We start from the raw sequence: 25324 nt of genomic DNA, 5'->3' as shown, positions 1-25324 counted from the left end.
CAGGTTATTGATCTTCTTGAATGCTCAATATTCTGAACCCATGTTCTTCCAACTTCTTTGTAAATCGATCGATATTATCTTTTTTCTCAATCTTCATAACGATTCTACGGACAAGTTTATCCGTTTCATCAAAGGTTACAAGCGAAATAATATGCTCATGGAATTGATGAGCTATTTCAGACAAACGTGCAATCCGTCCTTCGGTTTCGACTGAAGTAAAAGCAATCCTAACACCAGGGCGATTTACGCCAAAGGCACTTTCAAAAGAACTGATAACATCCGAGCGTGTAACCACTCCGAGGAAATTTTTGTTCGAGTCAACAACGGCTAGTAACGGAAAATCCTTTAAATCAAGTAGTGTTCTCTCAAATAATTCTCCGCCTTCTAAAACTTTTTCATGATGTGTGGCAACATCTTTTACAAAAGTTGAGTTTAAAAACTCCTCTCTTGGTTTTTCCGATTCAAAATAACTCTGATAAATGTTATATCTTGTCACAACTCCTGCATATTTATCCCCACTCAAAATTGGCAATCCGTCAATTTGGTGCTTTTCCAAACTTTCCAGCGCCTCTTTAAGTGTAGTATTTTCTTGCGCAGTAAAGCATTCATGCTTTGGAATCATAATATTTTTTACGAACAATTCCCATCACCTCAAAATAAAATCTTGCTTTATCTATCTATTATACTTCGACAAGGCTTGAAAAATCCCCTTTATATTTTGAGATTATGTCATAGAAAAAGGAATATATCATATTATTAAATGATGTTGAATAAAGGGAGGGCTAAAATGAATACACATTTCAAAACATATCATCCTTTTGCCAGTCCGTTTGACCCTTGTAAGCCGATTCTAGAAAAAGCCTATTCTACCCCACCTAATTTATATATGGGCTTCCAGCCGCAAAATCTTCCACAATTCTCACCCCTTGAAGCCCTTAGAGCTGGTACACTCTGGAAGGCATTTTACGATCCTTGGTTTAGTCCACTTGAGCCTGGTAAAGGAGGATTGCCTCAATGAAACAAGTTCCTGCCGAATATTATCAATTAATGGAGCAGCTGCAGGCAGTTGACTTTGTTTTAGTCGAACTGACTCTTTACTTGGATACCCACAATGATGACCTTGAAGCCATCAATCAATTCAATCATTACGCCAAAGAGAGAAAACATCTAAAAAAGGCCTTTGAAAGTCAATTTGGACCTTTATTGCAATTTGGTAATAGTTACTCAAGTTATCCATGGAATTGGGACGACACACCTTGGCCTTGGCAAGTATAAAAGCGGAAGCGCCCGTTTAGCTGCGTATGGACTGGAGCGCTCCAACTGAGATAANNTTGAATTATCGTAGGGCGGAGAGCGAAGTACACTAGCCGCTGGGCGCTGGAGCTGGATAATTATCTAGGTAAGCGGAAGCGCCCTTAATATTTTTAGAGGAGGGATTGGTGTAAATGTGGATTTATGAAAAGAAATTACAATATCCGGTTCGCGTCAGTACTTGTAATCCAAGATTGGCAAAATATTTAATTGAGCAATACGGTGGTGCTGACGGGGAGCTTTCTGCAGCACTTCGATATTTAAACCAGCGCTATACCATTCCTGATAAAGTAATCGGACTTCTGACTGACATTGGAACAGAGGAATTTGCCCACCTTGAAATGATTGCGACAATGATCTATAAGCTAACAAAGGATGCCACACCTGAGCAAATTAAAGCGGCGGGCCTTGAAGACCATTATGTAAATCATGATAAAGGTCTTTATTACCATAATGCCTCAGGAGTTCCTTGGACCGCTTCCTATATTGCAACTAAAGGCGATCCTATTGCCGATCTTTATGAAGATATCGCTGCGGAAGAAAAAGCAAGGGCCACCTATCAATGGATTATTAATATGAGTGATGATACTGATTTAAATGATGGGCTAAGGTTTTTAAGAGAAAGGGAAATCATTCATTCACAACGCTTCCGTGAAGCAGTAGAAATATTAAAAGAAGAACAGGGAAAAAAGAAAGTATTTTAAAAGGCTAAGAAGCAGTTTTGTACTGCTTCTTATTTTTTTTCATGATATAGGTTAATGTCATATTTACTTTTCATCATTTCAAAGACAATATGACGACTTTTCCATTCCTCCTCTTTTTTCCAGTAATCCTTACTGCGGTCGACAATTTCACAGCGTAATTCATGATATTCCTTTTCAGCCTTATCCCTTTTCGTTTTCAGTAAATTCATTGTTCCGTACATTCCTACACAAAAGACTAAAAAGGTAAAGTTATTGGAATCATTGACAAACGCAGAGAACATCGCCGCAAAAGAATAGGAATAAACCTTAGCAATTGTGAAGTATAAATAGATAAAAAAGCTACTTGCTATAATAATTGTTGCCCAGATTGAGAGAATATGGCGCTTTTTAAAGCGGTCAAACTTTTCTTTCCTTTTTCTCACATTTTCTAAAGCTTGCTTTGTTGCCTGATCCGTATTTTCAAGTAATTGGATTGGAGAATCCATTTTACCACCCTCCATTTCTATATATACATATGAACTTGTCCTATTTATTATGTTTTTCGGCGAAAAAAAAACCAATCCTTTATGGATTGGCTAGTTGTTTAGTGGTATTTTCAAAACTTGTCCGGTATTAATTTGCTTACTTTGAAGATTATTAGCTTTTATAATAATGTCCATCCCTTTTGGAGAATGATAATACATCATTGCTAATCTGTATAGATTTTCATTAGGTTTAACGATATGTGTAACAACCGAATTTTTTGCTATTTCAGTCGTATCCGTTGTTTCTGTCTCTTTTTCTTGTTCATTATTACTATTTTGATTTACAGTTGTATTATTTTCGTTATCAGTTGTATTGTCTAATGATCCGCTAGTCGTTTCTATTTGTGATTCCTGGCCTTTAGACTCTTCGGTATCGTTCGTGTCAGAAATGGCCTCCTCCGATTGATCTAAGTTGTCTACCTGTGTTTCCTCTGCCTCATTTGATTTTTCCAAATTTATAGTTTCAACTGAATCGTCCCCAGACTTTTGTACACCATCTACTTTTTTAGTTCCGTTTTGATATGAGATAACACTAAAAATAATAATTGGTAGAAGGATAAACGACAAAACTAATAAACGAATCACTGGATATTTAAGTTTCCATTTTGTTTTTTTCTTCTTTTGACGATGAATGTGCTCACGCGGAGGTAAATTTTCTTTGTCGTCCAATTTCTCATTAATTTTTTCTATTCGCTTTTTTAATCTTTCTGCTTGGTCCCTAAATGGTTCTTCATTATTCATGATGTCTCTCCTCCCTGTACATCGTCTTCAGTTGAGCTTTTAAATTTAATATATATACCTAATAAAAAATCAATAACAAAATGCATAACGATAGTTACAGCTAAATTGTCTGTCCATTCATAAATTATTCCGATAAAAAAGCTTAATAGAACAATATTGACAAATAAAAACAAATTAAAAAGATAACGATAGTGGATAATTGCAAAAATTATGCTAGCCAAAATTAGTCCTACTTTTGTTTGAATAATTCCCCTAAACAACAATTCTTCACTAAAAGCTACAAAAAGAGCAATAATTATTATGTGTATCATCTTCCTATATTTAAAAATCCGCTCATTTAAACCTCCATCATCATAGAAGGAAGTCGGCAGGAGTTTCATTAAAAAAATATCAATCATTACAATAATTAGCCCGGCGGGGATACCAATTGTAAAAATGTGAACGTCATCCAAAATTATTTTATCTAAATAGGAAAAATGGTCAAAAAAGATAAACCCTAATATCAATGAGATGGCACAAAGAATTGTCTGTGTCATATAAAGATGAAAAAGCAAATCCTTATCCGTTAAACCATTAATTAATTCATAATACTTCTTTTTCATTCCCTCAGCTCACTATTAATTAGAATTTTGGCAAGATAGTCCTTCCAGGTCTGTTCAGTTACTTTTTCCGAAGGAATATTACTGGAATGAATTCTTTGATAGTCATTTAATTGAATGCCGCATATGTCACAGCAAGGGTTTACCACTTCATGTAGTGTTTCATCAAAATACCGTAAAATCTGTTCACGTCTACACGTATTAGATTCAATCCAAGTTTTCATACGAAAAATATTATTCTTTTTAGTTGCTAATCTTTCCTTAACAAATTCCTTAATGGTTATTTGTATTTGTTCATAATTTATTGTTTCAACTGATGAGTTATTTACAAAATCCTCAACAATCCGCCATTGAATTTCTGAAAAGCCCCCTAGGTTCATTAATTCTCTATTTAAAGTGACCTTTCCATCCTTTAGAATCTTTTCCTCGTTTGATTTAAATAACCAGTCTATTTGCAGTTCTGATGGCAATTCACTCTCAGCTAGCTGAAGAGGAAGTTGTTCATCCCCTCGCGTATATAGGAGAATGGCAATACTGGGCTCGCCATCGCGGCCCGCTCTTCCGATTTCCTGGAGATAGGACTCTATTTGCATTGGCATGTGATAGTGGATAATAAAGCGAACATTTTCCTTATTAATTCCCATACCAAAAGCACTTGTTGCACAAATAACATCTAATTGCCCATAAATAAATTGTTGTTGGATTAGAATTCTTGTATTTTGGTCTAATCCGCCATGATAAGCCATCGCCTGACAAATTCCTTTTTCTGTTAATACTAAAGCCATGTGTTCGGCTACTTTTTTACTAGAAAAATAAATGATACCCGGCATTTTTAAGTTGGCCACTAAATCCAGAATTGTTGCTTGCTTGTCGCGGAAGTCATCTAACTCTTTTACATAAAAACCGATATTAGGACGGTCTATCGTTGATTCTATCTTTACCACTTCTTCTAAATCTAGTGAACCAATTATATCCTCACGCACTTTTGTAGTAGCTGTTGCAGTCAGTGCAAGTGTTAGCGGATTGCCGAATTTTTTCCGTATCTCACCTAGTTTTGAATAGTCTGGACGAAAGTCAAAACCCCATTGGGAAATGCAATGGGCTTCATCTACCACAAACAAAGCAATCGTAAGTTCTTGAAGTTTGCGAAGGATAGAAGGAATTTTAAGCATTTCAGGTGAAGTAAATATAAATTTATATTCATTAAGGTGGTTAAAGGCATCCTGCCTTTCTTGTCCAGAAAGAAAAGAATTCAAGGCGATTACCCTCTTCTCACCAAATCTTTTAAATTGTTCCACTTGATCTTGCATAAGTGAGAGGAGTGGAGAAACAATTAATATTTGCCCATTTAATAATAGTCCAGGTAGTTGGTAACACAAGGATTTTCCAGTACCTGTCGGCAGCATTGCAAGCGTATGTTGACCAGATAATATTGATGTGATTACTTCTTTTTGTCCAGTCTTAAAACGTTGATAACCAAAATGTTCTTTTAAAAGCTTTTCTAATTCCATTATCTATCACCATATTTGGCCAGTACCAACCTTATTTGAAAATATGTTGCATTCATTATCTTTTCTCTAATTAACTTTAACTGTTTGGTTGCTATTCGCTGTGAAATTTCTAAAATTTCCTTTTGTAACTCTTTATCAACGTAAGAATCGATTGAGAAACCTTCCATATTTAAAGCTAATTCAACAAGATGATCCTCTATTGTACTTAATTTTAATTTTCTTATATTCGCAATCATATCAAGCGTATAACCCTGATTTAATAATCTCTGTGTTTTCCTAGTAGTGAGGGTTAATTCATCATTTTGCATTAGGTCGTATATTAGGTAAGGTAAGATTTTATATTGCTTACCATCTTCCTTAATGTAACTAAGTAAATAATGCAGAGTATTTGTGAACCCAATTTGGTAATCGTGAATATTCAAGTTTAATTGTCTTGCAGCCTGATGAGGGGTCAATCCAATTTGATGAAAACCAGTTAATCGAAATACGACTAACGATGGATCAACACTACTTCCAGCCTTAAAACATTCCAGCAGCTCAGAATAAGCAGTAGATCCGATTTCGATTTTAGGTATATTTACATTCTTTAAGAAGAATTTTATCCACTTATGAACCTCTTGGTTTTTCTGGATAGGTATATATTTTGTTTCTCCAAACATAATATTGGAAACTACCTGAATTAATAACGACAATCTTTCCCAAAATAGATTGGTTACATGGTTATAATTCCATCCATTTATATACTCTGGCAGTTGTCCTGCTTCAAGAAGTGTCATTCCATGACTAGTTAGACAGTATCGGTGATTTCCAATAATTTTCATCCAACTTTTATTGAGCATCCCTTGGATAATCTCTTCAAAATCCTCCCGTGACAACTGGTCATATATCCCAAAAAATTTTTTCAATGAAAATAAATGGGCATCTTGAATGGTTTGTGATGACTTCTTTCCATTTAAAAGATGATATATGGAATAAATAGTCCGTTCCCTGTTTATTTGGTTACTACAATATAGAATGATGGATTCAATCTGCTGCATACGAACCTCCCACCACATTTTCGAGAATTATCGACAAAATACCCATTTTTCTTCTTTATTCTACCATGAAACCGAGGACCTTGTTGTCTAAAAATGTGTTAGAATTAGAAAATCAACAATATTATCTAAGGTTCTCTTGGTATTTTTCTATTGAAAAGTTGTCGATACAGTTTTACAATAGATATGAGTTATCCGTTTTCAATACGATGATGGAGAATGTGTAAGTATAATCTTTTTTATTTTACTGGGAGGTTTTTTTTCATGGCAAAGTATACGATTGTTGATAAGGAAACTTGCATCGCTTGTGGTGCATGCGGAGCAGCTGCTCCAGATATTTACGATTACGATGATGAAGGCATTGCTTTCGTAACTCTTGATGAAAATGAAGGAATTGTTGAAATTCCAGATGTTTTAATCGATGACATGATGGATGCATTTGAAGGTTGTCCTACTGATTCAATTAAAGTTGCAGACGAGCCGTTTGACGGCAATCCAACTAAATTTGAATAATATCCTGTAATAATAAAGTTTAAGCTACTGCCTCTCACCCTTACTGGTGAGGGGTTTTATTTTTTGTTAAATAAAATAACAGGGGAAATTTATCCCCTGTTACATTAATTAGGCACTTTTGATGGTTGTATACTTATTAATCCAGGCTTGCATTCGAATGAATAAGAGCATAAAGATAACAGACATCATCGCCCCTTTTAAGATGTTAAAAGGCAAGATAGCCGGCACTACCAAGTGCCTCATGTCTGGAAAGCCCATAAGAACAGTGTATGCTGGAAGTATGAAGAAGTAATTTAATAAACTCATCATCACAGCCATAATTCCTGAACCAGCAATTAATGCAATTGTCATCCCTTTTCTAGTTTTAATTCTATTATAAACAAAATATGTTGGCAGGATAAACACAATTCCTGCAACGAAATTAGCTATATGACCGACAGGAATTCCCGTTTGGCTTCCTGTCGCGATATAATTAAGGACATTCTTAAAGAACTCAACTAATATTCCTGCAACCGGTCCAAAAATCAAAGTGGCAATTAATGCTGGGATGTCGCTGAAATCGACAAACAAGAAATTGGGAAATAGCGGCAAAGGAAAGTTTAATAGCATTAATAAATACGCTATACTACTCAGCATTCCAATTGACACATAAGCCCTTACATTCATTTTCCTCTTTTTCTTCATTTTTTTCATCTTCCTCTCTCCTTTTTTGATCCATCGCGTTTAGGAAGAGAGGTTCAGCAAACAACCGCAACCTATGTAAATAAAAAACTCCCTCAACAATCTTTGCTTGAGGGAGTTTACAAAGGCACGCTTAATAAACGTTCATTAATATATAATTTTTTGAACGTCTGCAGAACCTCCATCTTCTCCCATCCAGACTATACTGTCGGCTTTGGAATCGCACCAAATCCTGCCTGTTACGGCTCGCGGGCTTATGAGTTAAACTCAAATACCGCCGATCGGGAATTTCACCCTGCCCCGAAGATAGATCGATATTAAATTACAATTTTAATTATACTGCAGAACTTACTTTTTGTTAAGTAAAAGGTTTTGTTTTAACTAGTTTGTAACTTTCTTCGGTTTAAATAACAAAACCCACAGACTGAAGTCTACGGGTTTTGTTAACTTATTTAACTTTTAATATTTGATTAGGTTTAATTAAATCCGTGGAAAGATGGTTGAGTTCTTTGATGCGGTTCACCGAAATGTTGCTCGTCCTCGAAATTGAATACAATGTATCTCCCTGTCTGACGATGTATTGCTTCTTTTTCACTATCGCCTTGTCTTCATTCAATAGTTTTATATGGGTACTTGCCTCCAAGACATCGTCAACCCTCGAAGCAATTCCCCCCTGTACGGTCTCACCAGTTTCCGCTTTCCCTAATATCTTTTCTGGATCCAAAGCAAACTTCTTATCATATCTCCATTCTTGCTGATGGGTTTCAAAATGAAGATGGGTTCCAGTAGCCTGTCCTGTTTTCCCCATCTTTCCTATTACGGTACCTTGCTTAATAATTTGACCTTTATAAACATTACGCTTGTTTAAGTGTGCGTAAACAGTAACAAAATGACTAGGATGTTTAATAAACACCACATTTCCATATGTATTAGAGTAATAAGATTTTTCTACTTTACCGTCCTCAACGGCAAGAACAGGTGTATTCAATTTACCTGCAATATCAATTCCCTTATGTTTGCCCATTCTTGTTCCATATGTATCAGATATAACCCCATCAGCAGGCCATATCCACCCATCTTTTACTTCTTTGTCTTCCTTCATACTTGCTTCTGAATGTTTTCCACCTAAAAATAACAAACTGACACATAGCGCCATAATTAGGGCGATTAAAACCCTTTTTATGTAATCTCGCATTTTCCTTTTCCATCCTCCTTAGTTCTTTTCCTCCTCCACACAATATGTTTGTAAGTTACTGTTTAGAACACATTCCTTCTTGGTGGAGTGATTAGGCATACTTGTTATAATTTGGAGTCAGCATATATTTTATTCATTAAATAACTGTTTATATTTACAATAGAATAAAAAAAAACCAACCAGTACAAAATGGTTGATTGAAAATGCCTACTGAATTGTCCGAACGTTGGGAGCCAGTGGAACTTTGTTTTCTTTAGTTAGGTCAAAAGAGCCAAGCATTTTTAATGGAGAATTTTCGATCATGACTTTTTCGAACCCAAATTCTTTAGCGGTCAATAACAGAGACTCATAAGCGTTAATTGTAGACTGATCATCTTGAAGACCGGAATTTTCCGCAATTGATACATCTAATGTTTTCCCACTAATAGAAACTTCACTTATCGGAAGTAATGGTAAAAGTGAACTTTTTAACCCGAGAATAGGTTGGTCCTTCTTCATTGCTTCTAAAGCAGTCTTAATATCCTTATAAGTTTCTATAGATGGGACTAAGTAAGGGAATTCATTGCCTTCGGGATAATAGAAGAAATAAGCATGTTTCTCTTGTTGTGGAATATCTAGTTCTTCTTTAGTCCCAAAATTTCCTAACTCAATGCCAGGCTGACCATTTGTTGAAAATTTTACCTTTTTTAGATTACTATTGGATGAAATATCTTTTTGCAACACATTCATAAAGTTGGTCTCTGTCGCTGAACCTTGTCCATATTGATGATTTTCCGGCACATCAACCAAAACTGCTTTATTTTTATTATCCAGTTTCAATGTAGCATTTAGTGGATAAAATTCACTTAATCCCCATTCCTGCTCCTTTAATTTCACCATAGTTTCATTAAATAAAGTAAGCCATGTTTTTTTATCAGCATTATCAACTAAGGTTGAAACGGGTACAAGTATTTGTACTTGTGGATCAGGAATCCAATAAGTTAAAACAGTTCCCTTCCCTACTTCTTCATCATAGATAGCCGTTTTGATTAGTTCTATCTTTTTCGCTCCTGAAAATGTTCTTGCTTGTGAACTTGTATCATCCTTCTTCAATGTAATGGTTGAATTTTCCTCAGCATTCTGCATATCCTGCTGCTCTGTTGATTTTTCCTGACTTGCTTGATCCTCGGAATAATGAGTCCCAACCATTAATTTAGGAACTAAGATGAAAAATATAAGTAATGCTGCCACGGTAGCGAGACCAGGTATCAGCCATTGTTTTGATTTTGTTTTTCTTAAAGTAAGATTTTGATATATGTCACGAGGATTGCGATCATCTTGTATTTTAGGCATTTGCCTTAATAATTCTTCGAGCTGCTTATCGCTCCACTCCGACTTTTTCACTTGCTGATCCCTCCTTTACATATGATAATTCCATATGTTTCTTCAAAACCTTCAACGAACGATGTTGTGTGGTTTTTACCTTACTTTCTGTCCACCCAAGCGCCTGTGCTGTTTCTGCAATTGATAAATCTTGTATATAACGAAGAATTATGACAGCGCGTTGATCCATCGTACAATATTCCAGACAGGTATAAATGCACTTGATTTCTTCCCTTTGGACAGTAATTTCTTCTGGTATAGGGTACCCATCCTTCAGCTGATCAGTTGACCAATCAAACTTTTCCATTAATCTTTCTTTCCAGCCTTTTTGTTTTCTGAAAAAGTCTATCGCTACATTTCTTGCGATCGAAAACAACCATGTTTTTTCGCTGCTTTTCCCTTCAAATCGACGATAAGATTTAAATACCCTTATATATACCTCTTGGACCAGATCCTCTGCATGCTCTTTGTTTCTAACCATATAAAATAGAAATTGAAAAACGTCATGATGATATTTTTGATAGAGTTCATCGAAAACGGAGTCCATCAATTCCCCTCCCCGTTCATAATATTAGTCGACTTATATGTATAAAAAGTTTCACCTTCTAAATATAGACTTTTTTGTGACAAAAATAAAGAGATAAATTGGAATACAATTCCCAGTATAGGTAACAAAAAAACTCATCCTGTGGTGGGATGAGTTTTTTTGTTAATTGTTCCTCGTGAATCAAGAACAATCGGCAAAAAACTTGTTGATTTTACTATTTTCGAGGTAGCAAGAAGGAAAATGTCGTTCCTTGACCAAGCTTACTTTGAACAGAGATATTCCCATAATGTGCATCAATAATATTTTTTGCAATAGCTAGTCCGAGACCTGTCCCCGCTCTTCCTCTCGTTCGGGCTTTATCCGCCTTATAGAACCTCTCAAAGACAAATGGCAAGTCTTCTTCTGGAATACCTGAGCCAGAATCCTTGACGCGAATCATAATCCCCTTGTCTTCCGATGTCACACTTAATTTAACCGAACCGCCTTTAGGCGTATGTCTGATTGCATTATCGATTAAATTTGTAAGTACCTGCTCGATTCGGTCAGGATCAAAGGAAATAGAGTTGATTCCATTTTCAATTTCAGCAAATAGCTGAATTTCATTATCTTTTGCTAATCCCTGAAACTTATGAATGATTCGGTTAATGAAGGAAGAAATATTAATTTCCTCTATTGTTAATTGGAGATGCCCTGCTTCCATTCGTGCCAAATCTAATAGTTCATTAACAAGCCTGCCCATGCGCAGTGATTCATCATAAATGACCTTCGCCATTTCCTTTTTCTCTTCCTGCGATTCAGCAATATCGTCTACGATTGCCTCACTATATCCTTGTAACATCGATATAGGCGTTCTAAGTTCGTGAGAAACATTGGCAATAAAGTCTTTTCTCATCTTATCTAACTGACGTTCTTCTGTCATATCCCTCAGCACAGCCACTGCACCACGAATAAACCGGTTACTGTATAATGGACTGACGAGAATCACCCAATGCCTGCCTTGAAATGAAATTTCACCAACTTGTTCTTCCTCTGAATCTACAGTTTGTTGAAATAGTTCCATTACTTCTGGCGGGATTGCTTCGGCGTCTGAACTAAATCCGCCCATTTCATAATACCAATATTGGAGAAAACGATCAGCTGGAGGATTGGTAATTAGAATCGTACCATCCCGATTAAAAGTAATAACCCCATCTGCCATACTGCTTAAGATACTCGACAACTGTTCTTTTTCCTGGCTTAGAGCACTCATATTGAACTTTAATTGTCTTCCCATTTGATTAAACGCAGTTGCTAGTTCACCAATTTCATCACCGGTAAGAATGGGAACTTTGGTATCAAACTTCCCTCTCGCCACTTCAAAGGCTGCTTCCCTCATCTTTCTCAATGGCGCAGCGATTCTAGTTGATAAAAAGAAGGCAAAAATAGTTGTAAGGATAATGGCAACACCGGCAACTAAAAGGATAAATTTGGTTGTTTCATGGGTTGTTTCTTGCATAACTTCCAATGATTGATAAATGAAAACGGCACTATGCTTTTCCCCAGGAAGATGCAAAGGTACACCACTAATTAAATACTTAGCATCCTTTGCATCACCGTCAAATCCAAGAGTAGATATTTCCTCTAGACTAGAACCCTTTTTTAATACTTTTGATAATTTTGGATCATTTTTAATTTTTGTCAATGATAACTGTTTTTTTTCGCCAGTGTTTGGTGAGTAGTAAATTTCATTCTCGTTTTTAACAATTACTACGTTATTAACCTTATCGATAATTTCCCAGGATATCTCTAAACCAAGCGGTAATTTATCATCCGGATGCTTTTCTATAACATTTGCAATTTTATTAGCTGTATTGGTTAAATCATTCTTCATTACATCAGCATTGTAGTTTTGGAAAAATTCAAGAAGCATGATTGTTAAAATAAATAGAACAAATGATACTAATAAAAGAATCGTTAACCATAGCTTACCTACAACACTTCTTAAAAGGGTCATTCATTAATAACCTCAAATTTATAACCTACACCCCAAACAGTAACAATCATTCTTGCAGCTTGTTCAGAAACTTTATTTAATTTTTCACGGAGACGCTTTACATGGGTATCGACAGTTCGTAAATCACCAAAAAATTCATAATGCCAAACTTCTTTAAGTAATTGTTCTCGATCAAATACTTTATCCGGTGCTTTCGCCAGGAAATAAAGTAATTCATATTCTTTTGGAGTTAAACTGACTTCTTTACCATCTGCGGTGACTCTGTGAGCATCATTATCAATAGTTAAATGTGGGAATACAATAACGTCTTTCGTTGTCGTTTCAGTTTGCAAGTAACTAGTTTGTGATGACCTTCTTAACAGGGCTTTGACACGTAAAACCACTTCCCTCGGACTGAAAGGTTTGACAATATAATCATCAGTCCCCACTTCAAACCCTTGGACGCGATTAATTTCTTCACCTTTTGCGGTAAGCATAATAACAGGAGTTGCTTTTTTATCTCTTAATTCTCGACAAACTTCAATTCCATCCTTACCAGGCATCATTAAATCAAGAAGAATGACGTCATAATCATTAGCAAACGCTTTCTCTAATGCCTCATTCCCGTCTTCTGCTTCATCTATTGTATAGTCTTCACGCTCTAAATACATTTTTAATAAACGGCGAATTCTTTCTTCATCATCTACAACTAAAATTTTTACGTCTTTATCCATTATTAATCCCCCCATAGAGTTTATTTTACAAAACGGTATAGTAATATGCTATATTTTCGTGCTAATTACTCCTATAAAAAGTGTCAAAAATATGACAAACTCAATTCACAATTATTTTTTTAAAAAAGCCTCCACTCATAAATAAGTGAAGGCTATAAAATTAACAGTCAAAGCTTTTACCAAATTAAGATCCAGCATAAGAATGAAGTCCTGCAATAACAAGATTAACGGCAACAAGGTTAAACATAATAATAACAAATCCTATTACAGCTAACCAGGCTGATTTTTCTCCATGCCACCCTTTTGAAAGACGTAGATGTAAAAAGGCTGCGTAGAATAACCAAGTAATTAATGCCCAAACTTCTTTGGGATCCCATCCCCAAAATCTTGACCAGGCCATTTGTGCCCAGATCATCGCAAAAATAAGTGCACCAAGAGTAAATACAGGGAAACCAATTAGTACCGAGCGGTAGCTGATTTCATCTACAAAGTCTAGTTTAATGTTTTTAACAATCGGTTTCAGCGCTGCTGCAATCCGCTTTCTTAAAATCAATCGAATGAGGCCGTATATAACAAGTCCCGCCATTAGTGACCAAATAACTGTATTTAATTTTTTGGCATTGATGAAGGCAGGCACCTCAAACAATGGACTAAATCCACCCTTAGTGAGTAGGTCTCCTTCATGTGGACCGGAAATGGCAGGCATCGTATATTCGACAACAGCCTCATTCTTGTGTTTATCGATCCAATTAAATTTTTCATGATAACCCATTCCTGAAAAAATTGATGAAACCGCTACAAAACCGAGGACGGCAACTAATGCAAACATGACCATTTCAAGCCAAAATGTTTGTTTGCTGGATTTAGTTTGGTCAATTGCCTTAACCAGATATATAAGACCTGCAGCGAAGCTAATCGCTAATATCGCTTCCCCAATCGCCGCAGTAGTTACATGAATATGGAGCCAGTAACTTTGTAATGCTGGTATTAGTGGAGTAATATCTTTAGGAAACATACTAGCATAGGCAATTACCAGTATAGCAACAGGCATTGTAAATAATCCTAGTAAGGTCGTTCGATAGATGAAATAAATAACAATAAATGCACCAACAAGAGCCATCCCAAAGAATGTTGTAAATTCAAACATATTACTTACAGGAGCGTGCCCTGCTGCAATCCATCTAGTAATAAAGTACCCGAGCTGCGAAATAAAACCAACAATTGTTAATAAGACGGCAATTTTCCCCCATCGATTGGTTCCTTCCTTTTCATTTCCTGTTTTTTTATCCTTAATTGATCCTCCAAAAAATAGGGTTGCAACTAAATATAGGATAAAAGAAATAAATAATAAATTACTGCTTATTGCTGCCAACTAGACGCCCCCCTTTTCATTTTCTTCTATTTGCGCTTGATCGATTGGCACGGAAAGTTTCGTATCTGCCAATACCCCTTCAATTTCTCGTTTTAATCCATACCAATTTTTGTTTGTATGGGCTGCAATCCAAACCTGACCGTTTTTGTTTTGAATCCAGATGCGGCGATGGTTCCAATAAGCGCCTTGAATGACTCCAATCATAAAGATGATTCCACCTAATATAATCGCCCACAATGTTGAATCCTTTCGAACAATAAATCCGGAAACATTTGTGGTTTCTATTCCCTTAAAAGTCATTTTATATCGATTATCACCGAAGGGTTCAATTGTTTGCTTGATAGCTACAAAACTAGTTTCCCCTTTTGGCTTGTCAGGAGTGACCATACGGAAGACAAATGCAGGATTATTGGGTATTCTTGATTTTGTTGTCGGCTCGCCATTTTTAGCAAATTCAAAATCCGGAAAATAGTTTAGAATCTCAACCGAATATCCCTTGCCAAGATCATACTTCATCTGGGGATCTCTTAGGTCTATCGTAAGTTCGCCGTTTGAGATGTTAGTCTGTTTATTTGTTAAAGCAAATGACATCTTATTTAATTCATTTCTGAATGAAGCCTGAAAAACAGAATACCCTTCATATTGAAGTGGTAAATTAACCCGAACCTTATAATCTTTAATCTTCTTAAGGTTTGGTTTCTCACCAGGAAGATTTTGTCCAACCCGCTTATATAAGACAACGTTGGATTGATAATTTTTTACAACTTCCCCGGCCTTATTAATCGCTTTTTCAAAAGTCTTATCTTTATTCTTGTCGTAATGTTCCAGAATAAACTTATTATTATGAAGGTAGAACTGTCCATCCGTCTCAGGAACAATAGCGGTTTCACCTTCACGGACCCACAGGTCTTCATTTACATACATCCCTGGAATAAAACGAAGCATACCACCAAATAGGAAAATAATTAACCCTACATGGTTAACGTACGGACCCCAGCGGGAAAAGCGACCCTTTTCTGCTAAAACATCACCATTTTCTTCACGGATATGGTAGTGTCTTTCCTTCAGTTGTTTTTTTATTACAGTCAAGTCACTTTCACTGACTACATCGTTCACACCAAAAACACGTTGACGCTTTAAAAAACCTTCATGTCTAGTTACTCTTTGAGCTTTAAGGGCCTTATATAAAGGCACAACCCGGTCAAGACTACAAATTACTAGCGAGATACCAATCATCGCAATCAAAATTAAGTACCACCAGGAACCATATAGGTTATTAAATCCTAATTGGTAATATAATTTACCAAACCAGCCATATTCTTGCTCGTAGTATACATCCGCAGGTAAGTCGATATACATTTCCTGCGGCAATATGGTCCCAAGGGATGATGCAACTAGGGTAATAATAATCAGCCAAACGCCAACCTTAACTGATGAAAAAAAATTCCATATTTTATCAATAATAGTTTTATTGTATGTTTGTGAACGTCGTGCACTACCTTCATAGCGCATATCAATAAGTTGATCAGTGATAGTTCCAATCATCAACTCTTTTCCACAGGCCTCACATAATACGGTACCATGGGGATTCACATGCCCACATTCACATTTCACATCATTCATTGAAAAAACTCCCTATAACCTTAAGGTTTAATTTTCTCCATAAACTCCCTTATTTTATCTTCTGTAAGTTCACCGGTATAATATTTGACAACCTTGCCATTCTTATCGATAAGAAATGTAGCTGGAAGCGGATCAATTCCATAGGTATTCATAACTTCTTTATCCGTATCAATCATAATCGGAAAATCCAGCTTAAGACGGTCTGCAAATTGATTAACAGCAAGCTCAGATTCTTGAATATCTACTGTCAATACTTGTACCCCTTTGTCCTTATATTGATGATATTGATTATTAATATAAGGCATTTCCTTCTTACAGGGAGGGCACCAGGTTCCCCAGAAATTCAAAAATACCCCTTGACCGCGATAGTCCGATAACTGATGCTTATTTCCTTGCATATCGACCAATGCAAAATCAGGAGCCTCGGAACCAATTGCTACTTTTTGTTTGGTATCTCTCGTTAAATTAGCATAAAGCGAGTAAACAACGGCAGATCCTAATAAAAGTAAAATAATGGATCTTATTACTAATCGCCGTTTTTTCATTAATAACCCTCCCAGTAAATCACCTGACACAGTTTGTCTAATTATAGCATTTTACAACATTGTCACAGTGTTAATACGAAGTACTAATTGTGACGGTTTTATGAATTTTTATTAGCAGAACCCATACCTAAAGCTCTTAGTTGCTTTACTTCGTGTGGACTCAGTTCACGAGCATCCCCAGTTCTCAATCCACCCAATGTTAAGAATCCATAACGTTCCCGCTTTAATTTCAACACGTCATGACCAATTGCTTCAAACATCCTTCTTACCTGGCGATTTCTACCTTCATGGATAGTTATTTCAACGATAGCTGATTGTTTTTTATTATCGGCTGAAAGCAATTTTACTCTTGCAGGTGCTGTTTTCCCATCTTCCAATCGGATACCCCGTTCAAGTTTTCTCAGATTTTCCTTTAATGGGATCCCTTTGATTTTTGCAACATAAACTTTATCTATTTCATTTTTAGGGTGCATTAGTAAGTTCGCAAATTCTCCATCATTGGTTAACACTAATAAACCTGAAGTATCATAATCAAGGCGTCCAACTGGATAAATTCTTTCCTTTAAGTGTGGAAAGAAATCAGTAACTACCTTTCTACCTTTTTCATCATTAACGCTTGAGATAACTCCTCTTGGTTTATATAAAAGGAAATAAACAGGTTCTTCTTTCTCAATCTGAATTTCATTCACCTCAACCCGATCAGATGAAGATACCTTCAAACCAAGTTCTGTAACAACCTTCCCATTAACCTTTACTCGTCCCTCTTTAATTAATTCCTCTGCTTTTCTTCTTGAAGCAATGCCCGCTCGAGCAATTACCTTTTGTAATCTTTCCATTATTCCACCTCGAATTTATCTATATGAAAAGATAAGCTGGCAGCATTCTGCCATTGTTTCGTTACATCCAATCAAACTTCGATGCAAAAACGAAAACAGTATCCTATCCTAATGAATTATGACACAATTTCTTCACTTTTCAAAGTGACGTGTATTATTAGTATAAAAATAAAATAGCATGTTCAAATTGAACATGCCGCATTCTTTAATAATTAATTTGTCCCAAAAATAAACGCAACTACTAGAATCGAAGCAATGATACCGACAACGTCTGCAAGTAGACCTACTTTTAATGCGTCCCCCATTTTTTTAATACCCACCGCTCCAAAATAGACAGCTAAAACGTAAAAAGTTGTGTCTGTACTGCCTTGCAGGACTGATGCTAAACGCCCAATAAACGAATCTGGACCATATACCGCAATTAAATCGCTCGTCATTCCAAGGGCAGCAGTTCCAGAAATCGGCCGAATAATTAATAATGGTACAATTTCAGCAGGAATGCCCATTGTTTTCATTAGCGGACGTATCCAATTCATAAGGGCATCTAAAGCACCCGATGCCCGGAATACGGAAATTGCCACAAGCATCCCAACAAGGAAAGGAATGATGGCTACTGCAATTTTAATCCCTTCTTTTCCGCCTTCAACAAAGCTCTCATAGGTTGGAACGCGCTTGATCGTACCATATAACAATATAAATCCAATTAATAAGGGGATAAAAGTTATTGAAACACCTGAGATTAGCTCCATGATTCTTCACCTTTTTCTGTTTCTGCGATAATAAAAATAACGGTCAATTAAGATTGCACCGAGTGCAGAGATAACGGTCGCAATAATGGTTGGAACGACAATCTCAGTAGGAGATACAGAGTGATAATTTATTCTAATCGCAATAACAGTGGTTGGAATAATCGTAATACTTGCCGTATTAATAGCTAAAAAGGTGACCATAGATCGGCTGGCTGAATCCTTTCCGCCATTTAACTTTTTCAGTTCCTCCATTGCCTTAATACCAAGTGGCGTTGCGGCATTTCCTAAACCAAACATATTCGAGATCATATTCGATAAAATATATCCCATTGCTGGATGGCTGACTGGCACTTCAGGAAATAATAGTTTTACAAGCGGTCGAAATAGTTTAGAAAGTCGTTCGAGGAGACCAGACTCCTCAGCTATTCTCATCAATCCAAGCCAAAAGACAAGGACGCTAATTAATCCAATACACAGGGCCACAGCTTCTTTCGCTCCATCAAAGATTGCTTTGTTCACTTCTGCCATAGTCCCGTTGATTAGGGCAAAAACAAAACCAATAATAAACATAATTACCCAGATATAATTAACCATTAGCCTTCACACCAAGGAAAGCGTGGAGGACATCCTTTATATAATCCAACATTCCTTCTTCCTTTTCATGCACGTTCTGATAATATATTGGGGTTTCTTGAACGACTCTTCCATCCAAATAAATTGCCGCTTTACCAACGATTTCATTAATATTCTTATCTGCATCAAACTTCTTGATTTTCTTATTTAACTTATATTTAATAGAAAATAAGTCCATCTCTTCCTTCGTTACAGGATAGACAATTGTTTTCTTCACATATAAATGATTCTTATAGTACTTATTTTTAATACCATCAATTTTTCCCGCATGTAATACTTCAGCCATATCGAACCCTTTAAAACCACCTTCATACATGGATATATGATCATTCCAGTCGTCCGGTCCGTTTAAGGTAACCGCAATTAAGCTCATATCTCCCTTTGTTGCGGTTGTAACCAGGGTCCGTTTTGCACGTTTTGTATAACCTGTTTTCCCACCGGTGGTATATTTATATTTTGTTAGCAAGCGATTTTTATTTTTCCAAACTCGATCCCACTCCTCTGTAGGATTGGGTGCTCGATATACCTTTGTTCCAGAAATCTTTCTAAACGTCTTGTCCTGCATTGCGTAACGCATTAATACGGCCATGTCATAAGCTGTAGAATAGTGATCTTCATGATCATCAAGTCCATGCGGATTGGAAAAATGAGTATTTAGCATCCCAATTTGCTTTGCCTTTAAATTCATTAAGTAGGCAAATCCCTCCACACTTCCCCCAACGTACTCAGCGATTGCAACTGCCGTGTCATTTCCTGATCTGAGCATTAATCCATACACTAGGTCTCTAAGCTTTATTTTTTCCCCTGGCTTTAGATAGACTGATGATCCTTCTGCACGTGTTGCTTGATCACTTACTTTTACGTATTCATTCATTTTCCCTGATTCAATTGCTAATTTCGCAGTCATTATTTTCGTAATACTTGCGATTCTTCTTTTTGTGTAAGCATCCTTCTCATAAAGGATACGCCCTGATTTCTGCTCAATCAAAACCGCACTTGCTGCACTTACGGAAACAGAAGCTTCCACCTTTTGAGGAATGTTAGCAATGAATATTGAAACTATGAGGGAAAAAATAACTAGCTTCCAAATCATTCTCATTAGATTAACCTCGTCCCCTTGTAAAGTTATCGATTCGAGAGCGCCGAAGCACTACTGCTTTTTCGTTTTACTTGTACAAGTTTATGCAGGACAAGGCTTGTTATGACTGATTACTGAAGAAAAACGAAAGCATATGACATTTTGCCAACTGCACAGACTAATAACTAGGCCATTTAATATCCGCAGCTTTTTCAAAGCGCATTTCTACATCATGCCAATTAACAATATTCCACCAGTTATCTACATATTCTGGCCTTTTGTTCTTATACTGAAGGTAATATGCATGCTCCCAAACATCTAAGACTAATAGCGGAATAGTATCCCACTGTGTCAATAGCATGTGCCGTTCAGATTGGAGAACTTCCAAATGTCTTGCACGCGGTGACCAAACCATGATTGCCCAGCCTACTCCTTCCACTTGTTTGGCCGCCTCAGAGAATTGTTTCTTAAAAGCAGCAAAGCTGCCAAAGTATTTTTCTATTTCTCCTTTCAGCAAGCCTTGTGGAGTACCACCTCCATTAGGACTCATGTTTTTCCAAAATATTGAATGCAGATAATGTCCAGAGCCGTGAAAGGCAAGCTCTCTCGACCAATGTTTAATTAATGAAAAATCATTGGTTTCCCTTGCCTTTTTAAGATTAAGTTCTGCTTTATTTAAACCATCTACATAACCTCTGTGATGCTTATCATGATGAAGCCTCATGATTTCCTCTGAAATATATGGTTCCAATGCATTGTAAGGATACGGTAAATCTGGCAATGTATGACCTCCCGGAGGAAGCACTTTTTCATCAATCAAAATGACACCGCTCGCTTGCTTTCTTTGAAAGTAATTTTCCATTTGCTCATGAATATGTTCAGCCTTTGCTTGTAAAGCTATTAGTTCTTCATTGGATAACTGCCCTCTTGTACTTTCAATTAATTCTGTAAAATGATCAAGCTGTTCCCATAGTTCGGAATTCCCCCCTTCCTTTTCTGATTGAAGAAACTGCTTCATTTGCTCATTCCAATCAAACAATTCGTTTACATACTGACTAAACTTATCCATCCAATCCCTCATTCCACCTTGGTTTTGATAGGTAATCACCCTACATGGTATGAGTTATACAATCTAATAAGAACAAATTAAAAAGCTGCCCATTAGGACAGCCTTCTAATATTAATTAAGATTTTAAGTCTTTCAACTAAGTAACAGTTTTTGCTCAGCAACCAGGTGTTGAAACTTTTTATTTGGATTGAATCATTTTTGTCCGGTAATCTGTTTCATAGTATTCAAGTTCTTCCCTAATTCTTTGGAATTCGCCTTCCAAGCTTTTAACCAATTGAACAATATCGTCAGAAACCGTCCGGTAAAATTTAATGGAGTTTCTTCCAGTGTAGGCTGATCTGCTATCTTCGTACCAGGCATCATTCTTAGGCGAGAAAAACTCTTCTATACATTGATGATAGATTTTATAAAGGGTTTTTTCCGCGGCTGCTTTTTGAAATGGGCTGCCCTGCAAAATTACGGAACATGCATCAAGACCCTCTTCACTATATACGGTTAATTTTCGTAAATTTGCGAAAATCAATTTATTATAAGTTCGATCTTCTTCATTTTCTAAGTTTAATTGGGATATGGTTGCTTCATTTAAAAAGTTCTCCAAAGTTAAAATAGACTTCCCTAGAAAATTCTTTACATCATTTAATTGTGTTTTTACCAATGTATTCCCCATTGTTAACCCCCTAATTTTACTTCGTAAACTTTACTTATTGTGGCTGCAAAATGAATTCTAGTGGAGAACGAAGCTCATACTCTCTCTTTTCTTTTAGAGACAAAAAGATTTCAGGTAATTTATTAAAGTTGATATCTTGAAAATAAGATGCAAATTCCTGCTTTGAATTAATATAAAGACGTTTCCGGCTCCGCAGGCCAGGATTTTTCAAGAGACATACAAGTGCTACAATATCTTTGAAGGAAATCTCCTGATCTTGAAGGGTAAAGACTGGGTCTTGTTCATATGGCGTGAATTCATGTCGAACTTCATCAAAATACCTTACATAGAGAACGTGTAGTGTCCTTTCTTCTCCACCCTCATATAAGGTAACGATGCTTCTGTTAAAAAAGTCCTCAGAAGTATTTGATTTTTCTTTTTCTAATTCAAAACCTTTACACTCTTTAATTATCAAATTTATTCCACTCCTTGGCCAATGTAAATATGGCATATAAATCTAATCAACTCTGGTAAGAAGAATTGAATAATTTACATAGATTTATTTTAACATAAATTCGAAATCAGTATTTGAAAATTAAGAATTAATCGTCTCATTGAATTTCTCAAAAAATAAATCGGCCTCTTCTTGAATAAATTCATCTTCCGCTTTTTCTGGAAGTTGTGGAAGTTCTTCAATGCTCTTTAAACCGAAATAATCAAGAAACTCCTTCGTTGTTCCATATAAATAAGCTCTCCCTGTTCCTTCTGCACGGCCAACTTCTTTGATTAATGCTTTTGCCATTAGGGTATGCAAGGGCCTTTCTGTTTTCACACCGCGAATTTCCTCAATCTCAGCTCGAGTTATTGGCTGCTTATACGCAATAATTGCCAAGGTCTCTAAGGCTGCCTGTGATAATGTAGAAGTATGCGGGGAATCAACCAGTTTCTTTAGATAAGAAGCATTTTCTTTCTTTGTCGCAAGCTGATAGGTACCTGCTAGCTGAACCATCATGATTCCCCGCTTGTTGTCGCTGTCATAGTCTTTTTTCAAATCCTCAATGATTTCATATGCTTTTAGTTCATTAACCTCTAATACCTCTGCAACTTGCTTTAGTGAAAGTCCTTCATCCCCAGCAGCAAACAATAGGCTTTCTAGGATACTGTTCCAATTAATGATGTCCAATCATTTCTGCCCCTTCCTTTACGGTTACGGCTTTAACATAAATATCTCCAAAATTTTCTTGTTGCTCGGCGTCAATCTCTTTTCTTTTAATTAACTCCAAGACTGCTAAAAAGGTAACCACAATATGGTCTTTCGTGGGATACGGAAATAAATCATTAAAGTTTGTCCGACCGTTAACCTGGTTTAGCTCACCCATTATTTCTGTCATTCTTGTTTCAATCGATATTTCCTGACGCGTTACCTTCGTTGTCATCGGACGTTGAAGCTTTTTTCGACGTAATAATTTTTGAAATGCCGCTAACATATCATATAAAGAAACATTCATGTCTGTTTTTTCAGGCTGTTTCTCTTTTGCAAACTCCGAAAGATCACTTGGCGGCTTTGTGTACATCAGCCCCCGCTCCACCTCCATGGATTTTAAGTCTTGGGCAGCTTCTTTATACTTTCGATATTCAATCAAACGCTCGACTAGTTCGTCCCTTGGATCTTCCTCGAAGATCATTTCGGGATCCTCTAAGTCCTGGATTTCCTCATGTTTGGGTAAGAGCATCTTACTCTTGATTACGAGCAAAGTTGCAGCCATTACCAAAAACTCACTAGCAACGTCCAATTTAAGCTCATTCATTGTCTTTATATACATTAAATATTGCTCGGTTATTTGGGCCACTGGTATATCATAGATATCAATTTCTAACCCATTAATTAAATGGAGCAGCAAATCTAAAGGACCCTCAAATGCATCAATTTTAACTTCATATGGCATTGTATTTCACCAAAATTCTTTAAAAATAAATTCGTGAATTATTCACTTCGACTATTATTAGTATAGAGGATTAAACAAGGTTATCCAATAGAAAAATCATCTTGGCAAATGAATATTCTCAAATCAGGATGATTGCCCATAACAATGGACAAATATCCAACATATGATGACAAGGAAAAGAACAAAACATTATTTAGGAGGTAGTGAATATGTCTGAACATGGATTTGGATCCGGTTTTGCATTAATCGTAGTTCTGTTTATCTTATTAATTATCGTTGGTGCTTCCTGGGTTTATTAATTAACTAAGGAAGCTTAGGGAACTGCTGCAGCTTCAGTTCCATTTGCAACCAAAAAATTAGAACTACTATACCCGTCATTCATGACGGGTATTTTTATAATCAAAATTTATCAATGGACAATCGTACTGTGATAAACTATACATAAAAAAATAGGAAGGGGGGAGTTTCATGTACCCAAGCGAATATATCCAATTTTTAGCCCATTTCCATGGAGACCGTGATTATTTTGAGTGCCACGAACTTCTTGAAGACTTTTGGAAGAAAACAGATCCAAAAAATAAAGAATCGATCTGGGTTGGTTTTATCTTAATGTCTGTGTCTGCTTATCATCATCGTCGAAATAATTTCAACGGTGCACAGCGAACGTTAATAAAAGCCCGCCAAATTTTCAAAAAACAGGGAGATTCTTTAACTAAACTAGGCGTAAATAAAGTGGAACTACACCACTTATTAAATGAACGTGTAACCGCAATACAAAAAGGGAAAACATATCAAAGCTTTTCTTTGCCCCTCTCTGACCTCGTTTTAATAGAAATGGCGAAAAAAGCTTGCGAACTTAAAGGATTTATATGGAAAAGTGAAAGTGATCTTACCGACCCATTCCTTATCGACCGTCATAAATTGCGAGATAGAACCACCATTATTGAGGATAGAAAGCAATTATTAAAGACACGAAAAGGCAGCGAATAATTTAGTATTCACTGCCTTTTTAAATATAAATTTAACAAAAATCACATTTTTCAATAAAAGCCGCTGTATTTTCATTAGCAGTAATTTCTTTTTCTGGATACATTTCTTTAAGTGCTTTAACCATTTTTTTACCGATACCCTGAAACCGATGCGAGGGATTAACGGAGATATGCAAGATTTGTAAAGAATTTGTATCATTTTGGTTCAAGACACCTAACAATCCGATGATATCTTCCTCTTTCCAAAGGAATAACAGCAGTTGATCCTCTGTTTCATAATCCTTCATTGTCTGTTGAAGTTTTTTTAAGTCTTTTTCGGTAGGCATAAAAGATAATAGGCCCATGGCAATTTTTTCGAAAGTTTTCTTATAACGAATTAACATTTAGAATCCCTCATTATATTAAATAAA

General features: G+C 36.2%; 31 protein-coding genes and 1 riboswitch. Of the genes, 6 read left to right on the top strand and 25 right to left on the bottom strand.

The features are described from left to right. Window positions 1-4: 4 nt before the first annotated feature. Window positions 5-640 carry a CBS domain-containing protein gene (locus V7121_RS13420; RefSeq protein ID WP_335500654.1) on the bottom strand — a complete coding sequence of 212 codons (636 nt, stop codon included), beginning with the start codon at window positions 638-640 and terminating at the stop codon, window positions 5-7. A 147-nt stretch (window positions 641-787) separates the two neighbouring features. On the opposite strand from V7121_RS13420, the gene V7121_RS13415 reads away from it, so the two are divergent. The 3 genes from V7121_RS13415 to V7121_RS13405 all read left to right on the top strand — a co-directional run bounded on the left by V7121_RS13415 (window position 788) and on the right by V7121_RS13405 (window position 2015). After that, window positions 788-1018 carry a spore coat associated protein CotJA gene (locus V7121_RS13415; protein ID WP_335546812.1) on the top strand — a complete coding sequence of 77 codons (231 nt, stop codon included), beginning with the start codon at window positions 788-790 and terminating at the stop codon, window positions 1016-1018. Next, complete coding sequence (locus tag V7121_RS13410) at window positions 1015-1275, top strand: spore coat protein CotJB (protein ID WP_144547518.1); 261 nt, start codon at window positions 1015-1017, stop codon at window positions 1273-1275. The genes V7121_RS13415 and V7121_RS13410 overlap by 4 nt, the downstream gene beginning before the upstream one ends. 170 nt (window positions 1276-1445) lie before the next feature. Beyond that, a complete protein-coding gene (locus V7121_RS13405; RefSeq protein WP_335546810.1) occupies window positions 1446-2015 on the top strand; it encodes a manganese catalase family protein in 570 nt (189 codons plus the stop codon). Window positions 2016-2044: 29 nt separating this feature from the next. Here V7121_RS13405 and V7121_RS13400 read toward each other — a convergent pair whose 3' ends face one another. The 5 genes from V7121_RS13400 to V7121_RS13380 all read right to left on the bottom strand — a co-directional run bounded on the left by V7121_RS13400 (window position 2045) and on the right by V7121_RS13380 (window position 6427). Continuing rightward, complete coding sequence (locus V7121_RS13400) at window positions 2045-2500, bottom strand: YpbF family protein (protein WP_335500663.1); 456 nt, start codon at window positions 2498-2500, stop codon at window positions 2045-2047. Window positions 2501-2590: 90 nt separating this feature from the next. After that, entirely contained in the window at window positions 2591-3280 is a 690-nt protein-coding gene (locus V7121_RS13395; RefSeq protein ID WP_335546808.1) for a LysM peptidoglycan-binding domain-containing protein, read from the bottom strand. Beyond that, window positions 3277-3882, bottom strand: coding sequence for a CPBP family intramembrane glutamic endopeptidase (locus V7121_RS13390; RefSeq protein WP_335546806.1), 606 nt, complete (start codon window positions 3880-3882; stop codon window positions 3277-3279). The genes V7121_RS13395 and V7121_RS13390 overlap by 4 nt, the downstream gene beginning before the upstream one ends. Further along, window positions 3879-5390 carry a RecQ family ATP-dependent DNA helicase gene (locus V7121_RS13385; RefSeq protein ID WP_335546804.1) on the bottom strand — a complete coding sequence of 504 codons (1512 nt, stop codon included), beginning with the start codon at window positions 5388-5390 and terminating at the stop codon, window positions 3879-3881. Before V7121_RS13385 ends, V7121_RS13390 begins: the two co-directional genes overlap by 4 nt. After that, window positions 5390-6427: a helix-turn-helix domain-containing protein gene (locus V7121_RS13380; protein ID WP_335546802.1), complete on the bottom strand. Its 1038-nt coding sequence runs from the start codon at window positions 6425-6427 to the stop codon at window positions 5390-5392. Before V7121_RS13380 ends, V7121_RS13385 begins: the two co-directional genes overlap by 1 nt. 261 nt (window positions 6428-6688) lie before the next feature. Here V7121_RS13380 and V7121_RS13375 point away from each other — a divergent pair, with 261 nt between their 5' ends. Beyond that, window positions 6689-6937, top strand: coding sequence for a ferredoxin (locus tag V7121_RS13375; protein ID WP_215043208.1), 249 nt, complete (start codon window positions 6689-6691; stop codon window positions 6935-6937). Window positions 6938-7045: 108 nt separating this feature from the next. Here V7121_RS13375 and V7121_RS13370 read toward each other — a convergent pair whose 3' ends face one another. From V7121_RS13370 to V7121_RS13285, 18 genes are all read right to left on the bottom strand, one after another. Then, entirely contained in the window at window positions 7046-7630 is a 585-nt protein-coding gene (locus tag V7121_RS13370) for an ECF transporter S component (protein WP_335546800.1), read from the bottom strand. A 167-nt stretch (window positions 7631-7797) separates the two neighbouring features. Beyond that, window positions 7798-7930, bottom strand: a riboswitch (FMN riboswitch). Between the two features lie 136 nt (window positions 7931-8066). Beyond that, window positions 8067-8813 carry a peptidoglycan DD-metalloendopeptidase family protein gene (locus tag V7121_RS13365; RefSeq protein ID WP_335500675.1) on the bottom strand — a complete coding sequence of 249 codons (747 nt, stop codon included), beginning with the start codon at window positions 8811-8813 and terminating at the stop codon, window positions 8067-8069. Window positions 8814-9020: 207 nt separating this feature from the next. Continuing rightward, window positions 9021-10196 carry a negative regulator of sigma-X activity gene (locus tag V7121_RS13360; protein WP_335500677.1) on the bottom strand — a complete coding sequence of 392 codons (1176 nt, stop codon included), beginning with the start codon at window positions 10194-10196 and terminating at the stop codon, window positions 9021-9023. Beyond that, the gene (gene sigX / locus V7121_RS13355) at window positions 10171-10722 is read right to left on the bottom strand and encodes an RNA polymerase sigma factor SigX (protein WP_335500678.1); all 552 of its coding nucleotides are present in this window, start codon (window positions 10720-10722) and stop codon (window positions 10171-10173) included. The genes V7121_RS13360 and sigX overlap by 26 nt, the downstream gene beginning before the upstream one ends. A gap of 214 nt (window positions 10723-10936) precedes the next feature. Next, the gene (locus V7121_RS13350) at window positions 10937-12715 is read right to left on the bottom strand and encodes an ATP-binding protein (RefSeq protein ID WP_335500680.1); all 1779 of its coding nucleotides are present in this window, start codon (window positions 12713-12715) and stop codon (window positions 10937-10939) included. After that, window positions 12712-13428, bottom strand: a complete 717-nt coding sequence (locus tag V7121_RS13345) for a response regulator transcription factor (protein WP_335500682.1) — start codon at window positions 13426-13428, stop codon at window positions 12712-12714. The genes V7121_RS13350 and V7121_RS13345 overlap by 4 nt, the downstream gene beginning before the upstream one ends. 184 nt (window positions 13429-13612) lie before the next feature. After that, window positions 13613-14800: a c-type cytochrome biogenesis protein CcsB gene (ccsB, locus tag V7121_RS13340; RefSeq protein WP_335546798.1), complete on the bottom strand. Its 1188-nt coding sequence runs from the start codon at window positions 14798-14800 to the stop codon at window positions 13613-13615. Next, window positions 14801-16423, bottom strand: a complete 1623-nt coding sequence (gene resB, locus V7121_RS13335; protein WP_335546796.1) for a cytochrome c biogenesis protein ResB — start codon at window positions 16421-16423, stop codon at window positions 14801-14803. A gap of 20 nt (window positions 16424-16443) precedes the next feature. Then, complete coding sequence (gene resA, locus V7121_RS13330) at window positions 16444-16968, bottom strand: thiol-disulfide oxidoreductase ResA (RefSeq protein ID WP_335546795.1); 525 nt, start codon at window positions 16966-16968, stop codon at window positions 16444-16446. 98 nt (window positions 16969-17066) lie between these two features. Further along, window positions 17067-17804, bottom strand: a complete 738-nt coding sequence (gene rluB, locus V7121_RS13325; RefSeq protein ID WP_335546793.1) for a 23S rRNA pseudouridine(2605) synthase RluB — start codon at window positions 17802-17804, stop codon at window positions 17067-17069. A gap of 212 nt (window positions 17805-18016) precedes the next feature. After that, on the bottom strand, window positions 18017-18553 hold the full coding sequence (locus tag V7121_RS13320) for a spore maturation protein (protein ID WP_335500692.1): 537 nt from the start codon (window positions 18551-18553) through the stop codon (window positions 18017-18019). Window positions 18554-18559: 6 nt separating this feature from the next. Continuing rightward, window positions 18560-19147: a nucleoside recognition domain-containing protein gene (locus V7121_RS13315; RefSeq protein WP_335500694.1), complete on the bottom strand. Its 588-nt coding sequence runs from the start codon at window positions 19145-19147 to the stop codon at window positions 18560-18562. Further along, a complete protein-coding gene (locus V7121_RS13310; protein ID WP_335500696.1) occupies window positions 19140-20285 on the bottom strand; it encodes a D-alanyl-D-alanine carboxypeptidase family protein in 1146 nt (381 codons plus the stop codon). Before V7121_RS13310 ends, V7121_RS13315 begins: the two co-directional genes overlap by 8 nt. Before the next feature lie 157 nt (window positions 20286-20442). Further along, window positions 20443-21333, bottom strand: coding sequence for a superoxide dismutase (locus V7121_RS13305; RefSeq protein WP_335546791.1), 891 nt, complete (start codon window positions 21331-21333; stop codon window positions 20443-20445). 178 nt (window positions 21334-21511) lie between these two features. Continuing rightward, window positions 21512-22000, bottom strand: a complete 489-nt coding sequence (locus tag V7121_RS13300; RefSeq protein WP_335500699.1) for a YpuI family protein — start codon at window positions 21998-22000, stop codon at window positions 21512-21514. A 34-nt stretch (window positions 22001-22034) separates the two neighbouring features. Beyond that, window positions 22035-22454 carry a hypothetical protein gene (locus V7121_RS13295; RefSeq protein WP_335500700.1) on the bottom strand — a complete coding sequence of 140 codons (420 nt, stop codon included), beginning with the start codon at window positions 22452-22454 and terminating at the stop codon, window positions 22035-22037. A 120-nt stretch (window positions 22455-22574) separates the two neighbouring features. Further along, window positions 22575-23162, bottom strand: a complete 588-nt coding sequence (gene scpB, locus V7121_RS13290) for an SMC-Scp complex subunit ScpB (protein ID WP_335500701.1) — start codon at window positions 23160-23162, stop codon at window positions 22575-22577. After that, window positions 23149-23925, bottom strand: a complete 777-nt coding sequence (locus V7121_RS13285; RefSeq protein ID WP_335546789.1) for a segregation/condensation protein A — start codon at window positions 23923-23925, stop codon at window positions 23149-23151. Before V7121_RS13285 ends, scpB begins: the two co-directional genes overlap by 14 nt. 209 nt (window positions 23926-24134) lie before the next feature. On the opposite strand from V7121_RS13285, the gene V7121_RS13280 reads away from it, so the two are divergent. Together V7121_RS13280 and V7121_RS13275 are read left to right on the top strand one after the other, a co-directional pair. Then, complete coding sequence (locus V7121_RS13280) at window positions 24135-24224, top strand: YjcZ family sporulation protein (RefSeq protein ID WP_066363308.1); 90 nt, start codon at window positions 24135-24137, stop codon at window positions 24222-24224. 169 nt (window positions 24225-24393) lie between these two features. Continuing rightward, window positions 24394-24915, top strand: coding sequence for a DUF309 domain-containing protein (locus V7121_RS13275; protein ID WP_335546787.1), 522 nt, complete (start codon window positions 24394-24396; stop codon window positions 24913-24915). 31 nt (window positions 24916-24946) lie between these two features. Here V7121_RS13275 and V7121_RS13270 read toward each other — a convergent pair whose 3' ends face one another. Further along, window positions 24947-25297 (bottom strand): GNAT family N-acetyltransferase, encoded by a 351-nt coding sequence (locus V7121_RS13270; protein WP_335500704.1) that lies wholly within the window; start codon window positions 25295-25297, stop codon window positions 24947-24949. Between the last annotated feature and the right edge of the window lie 27 nt (window positions 25298-25324).

Source organism: Neobacillus drentensis (genome assembly GCF_036962125.1).
GTDB classification, from domain to species: Bacteria; Bacillota; Bacilli; order Bacillales; family Cytobacillaceae; genus Neobacillus; species Neobacillus drentensis_B.
The sequence above is the reverse complement of the archived record's forward strand: the minus strand, read 5'-3'. Positions and strand labels throughout refer to the sequence as shown.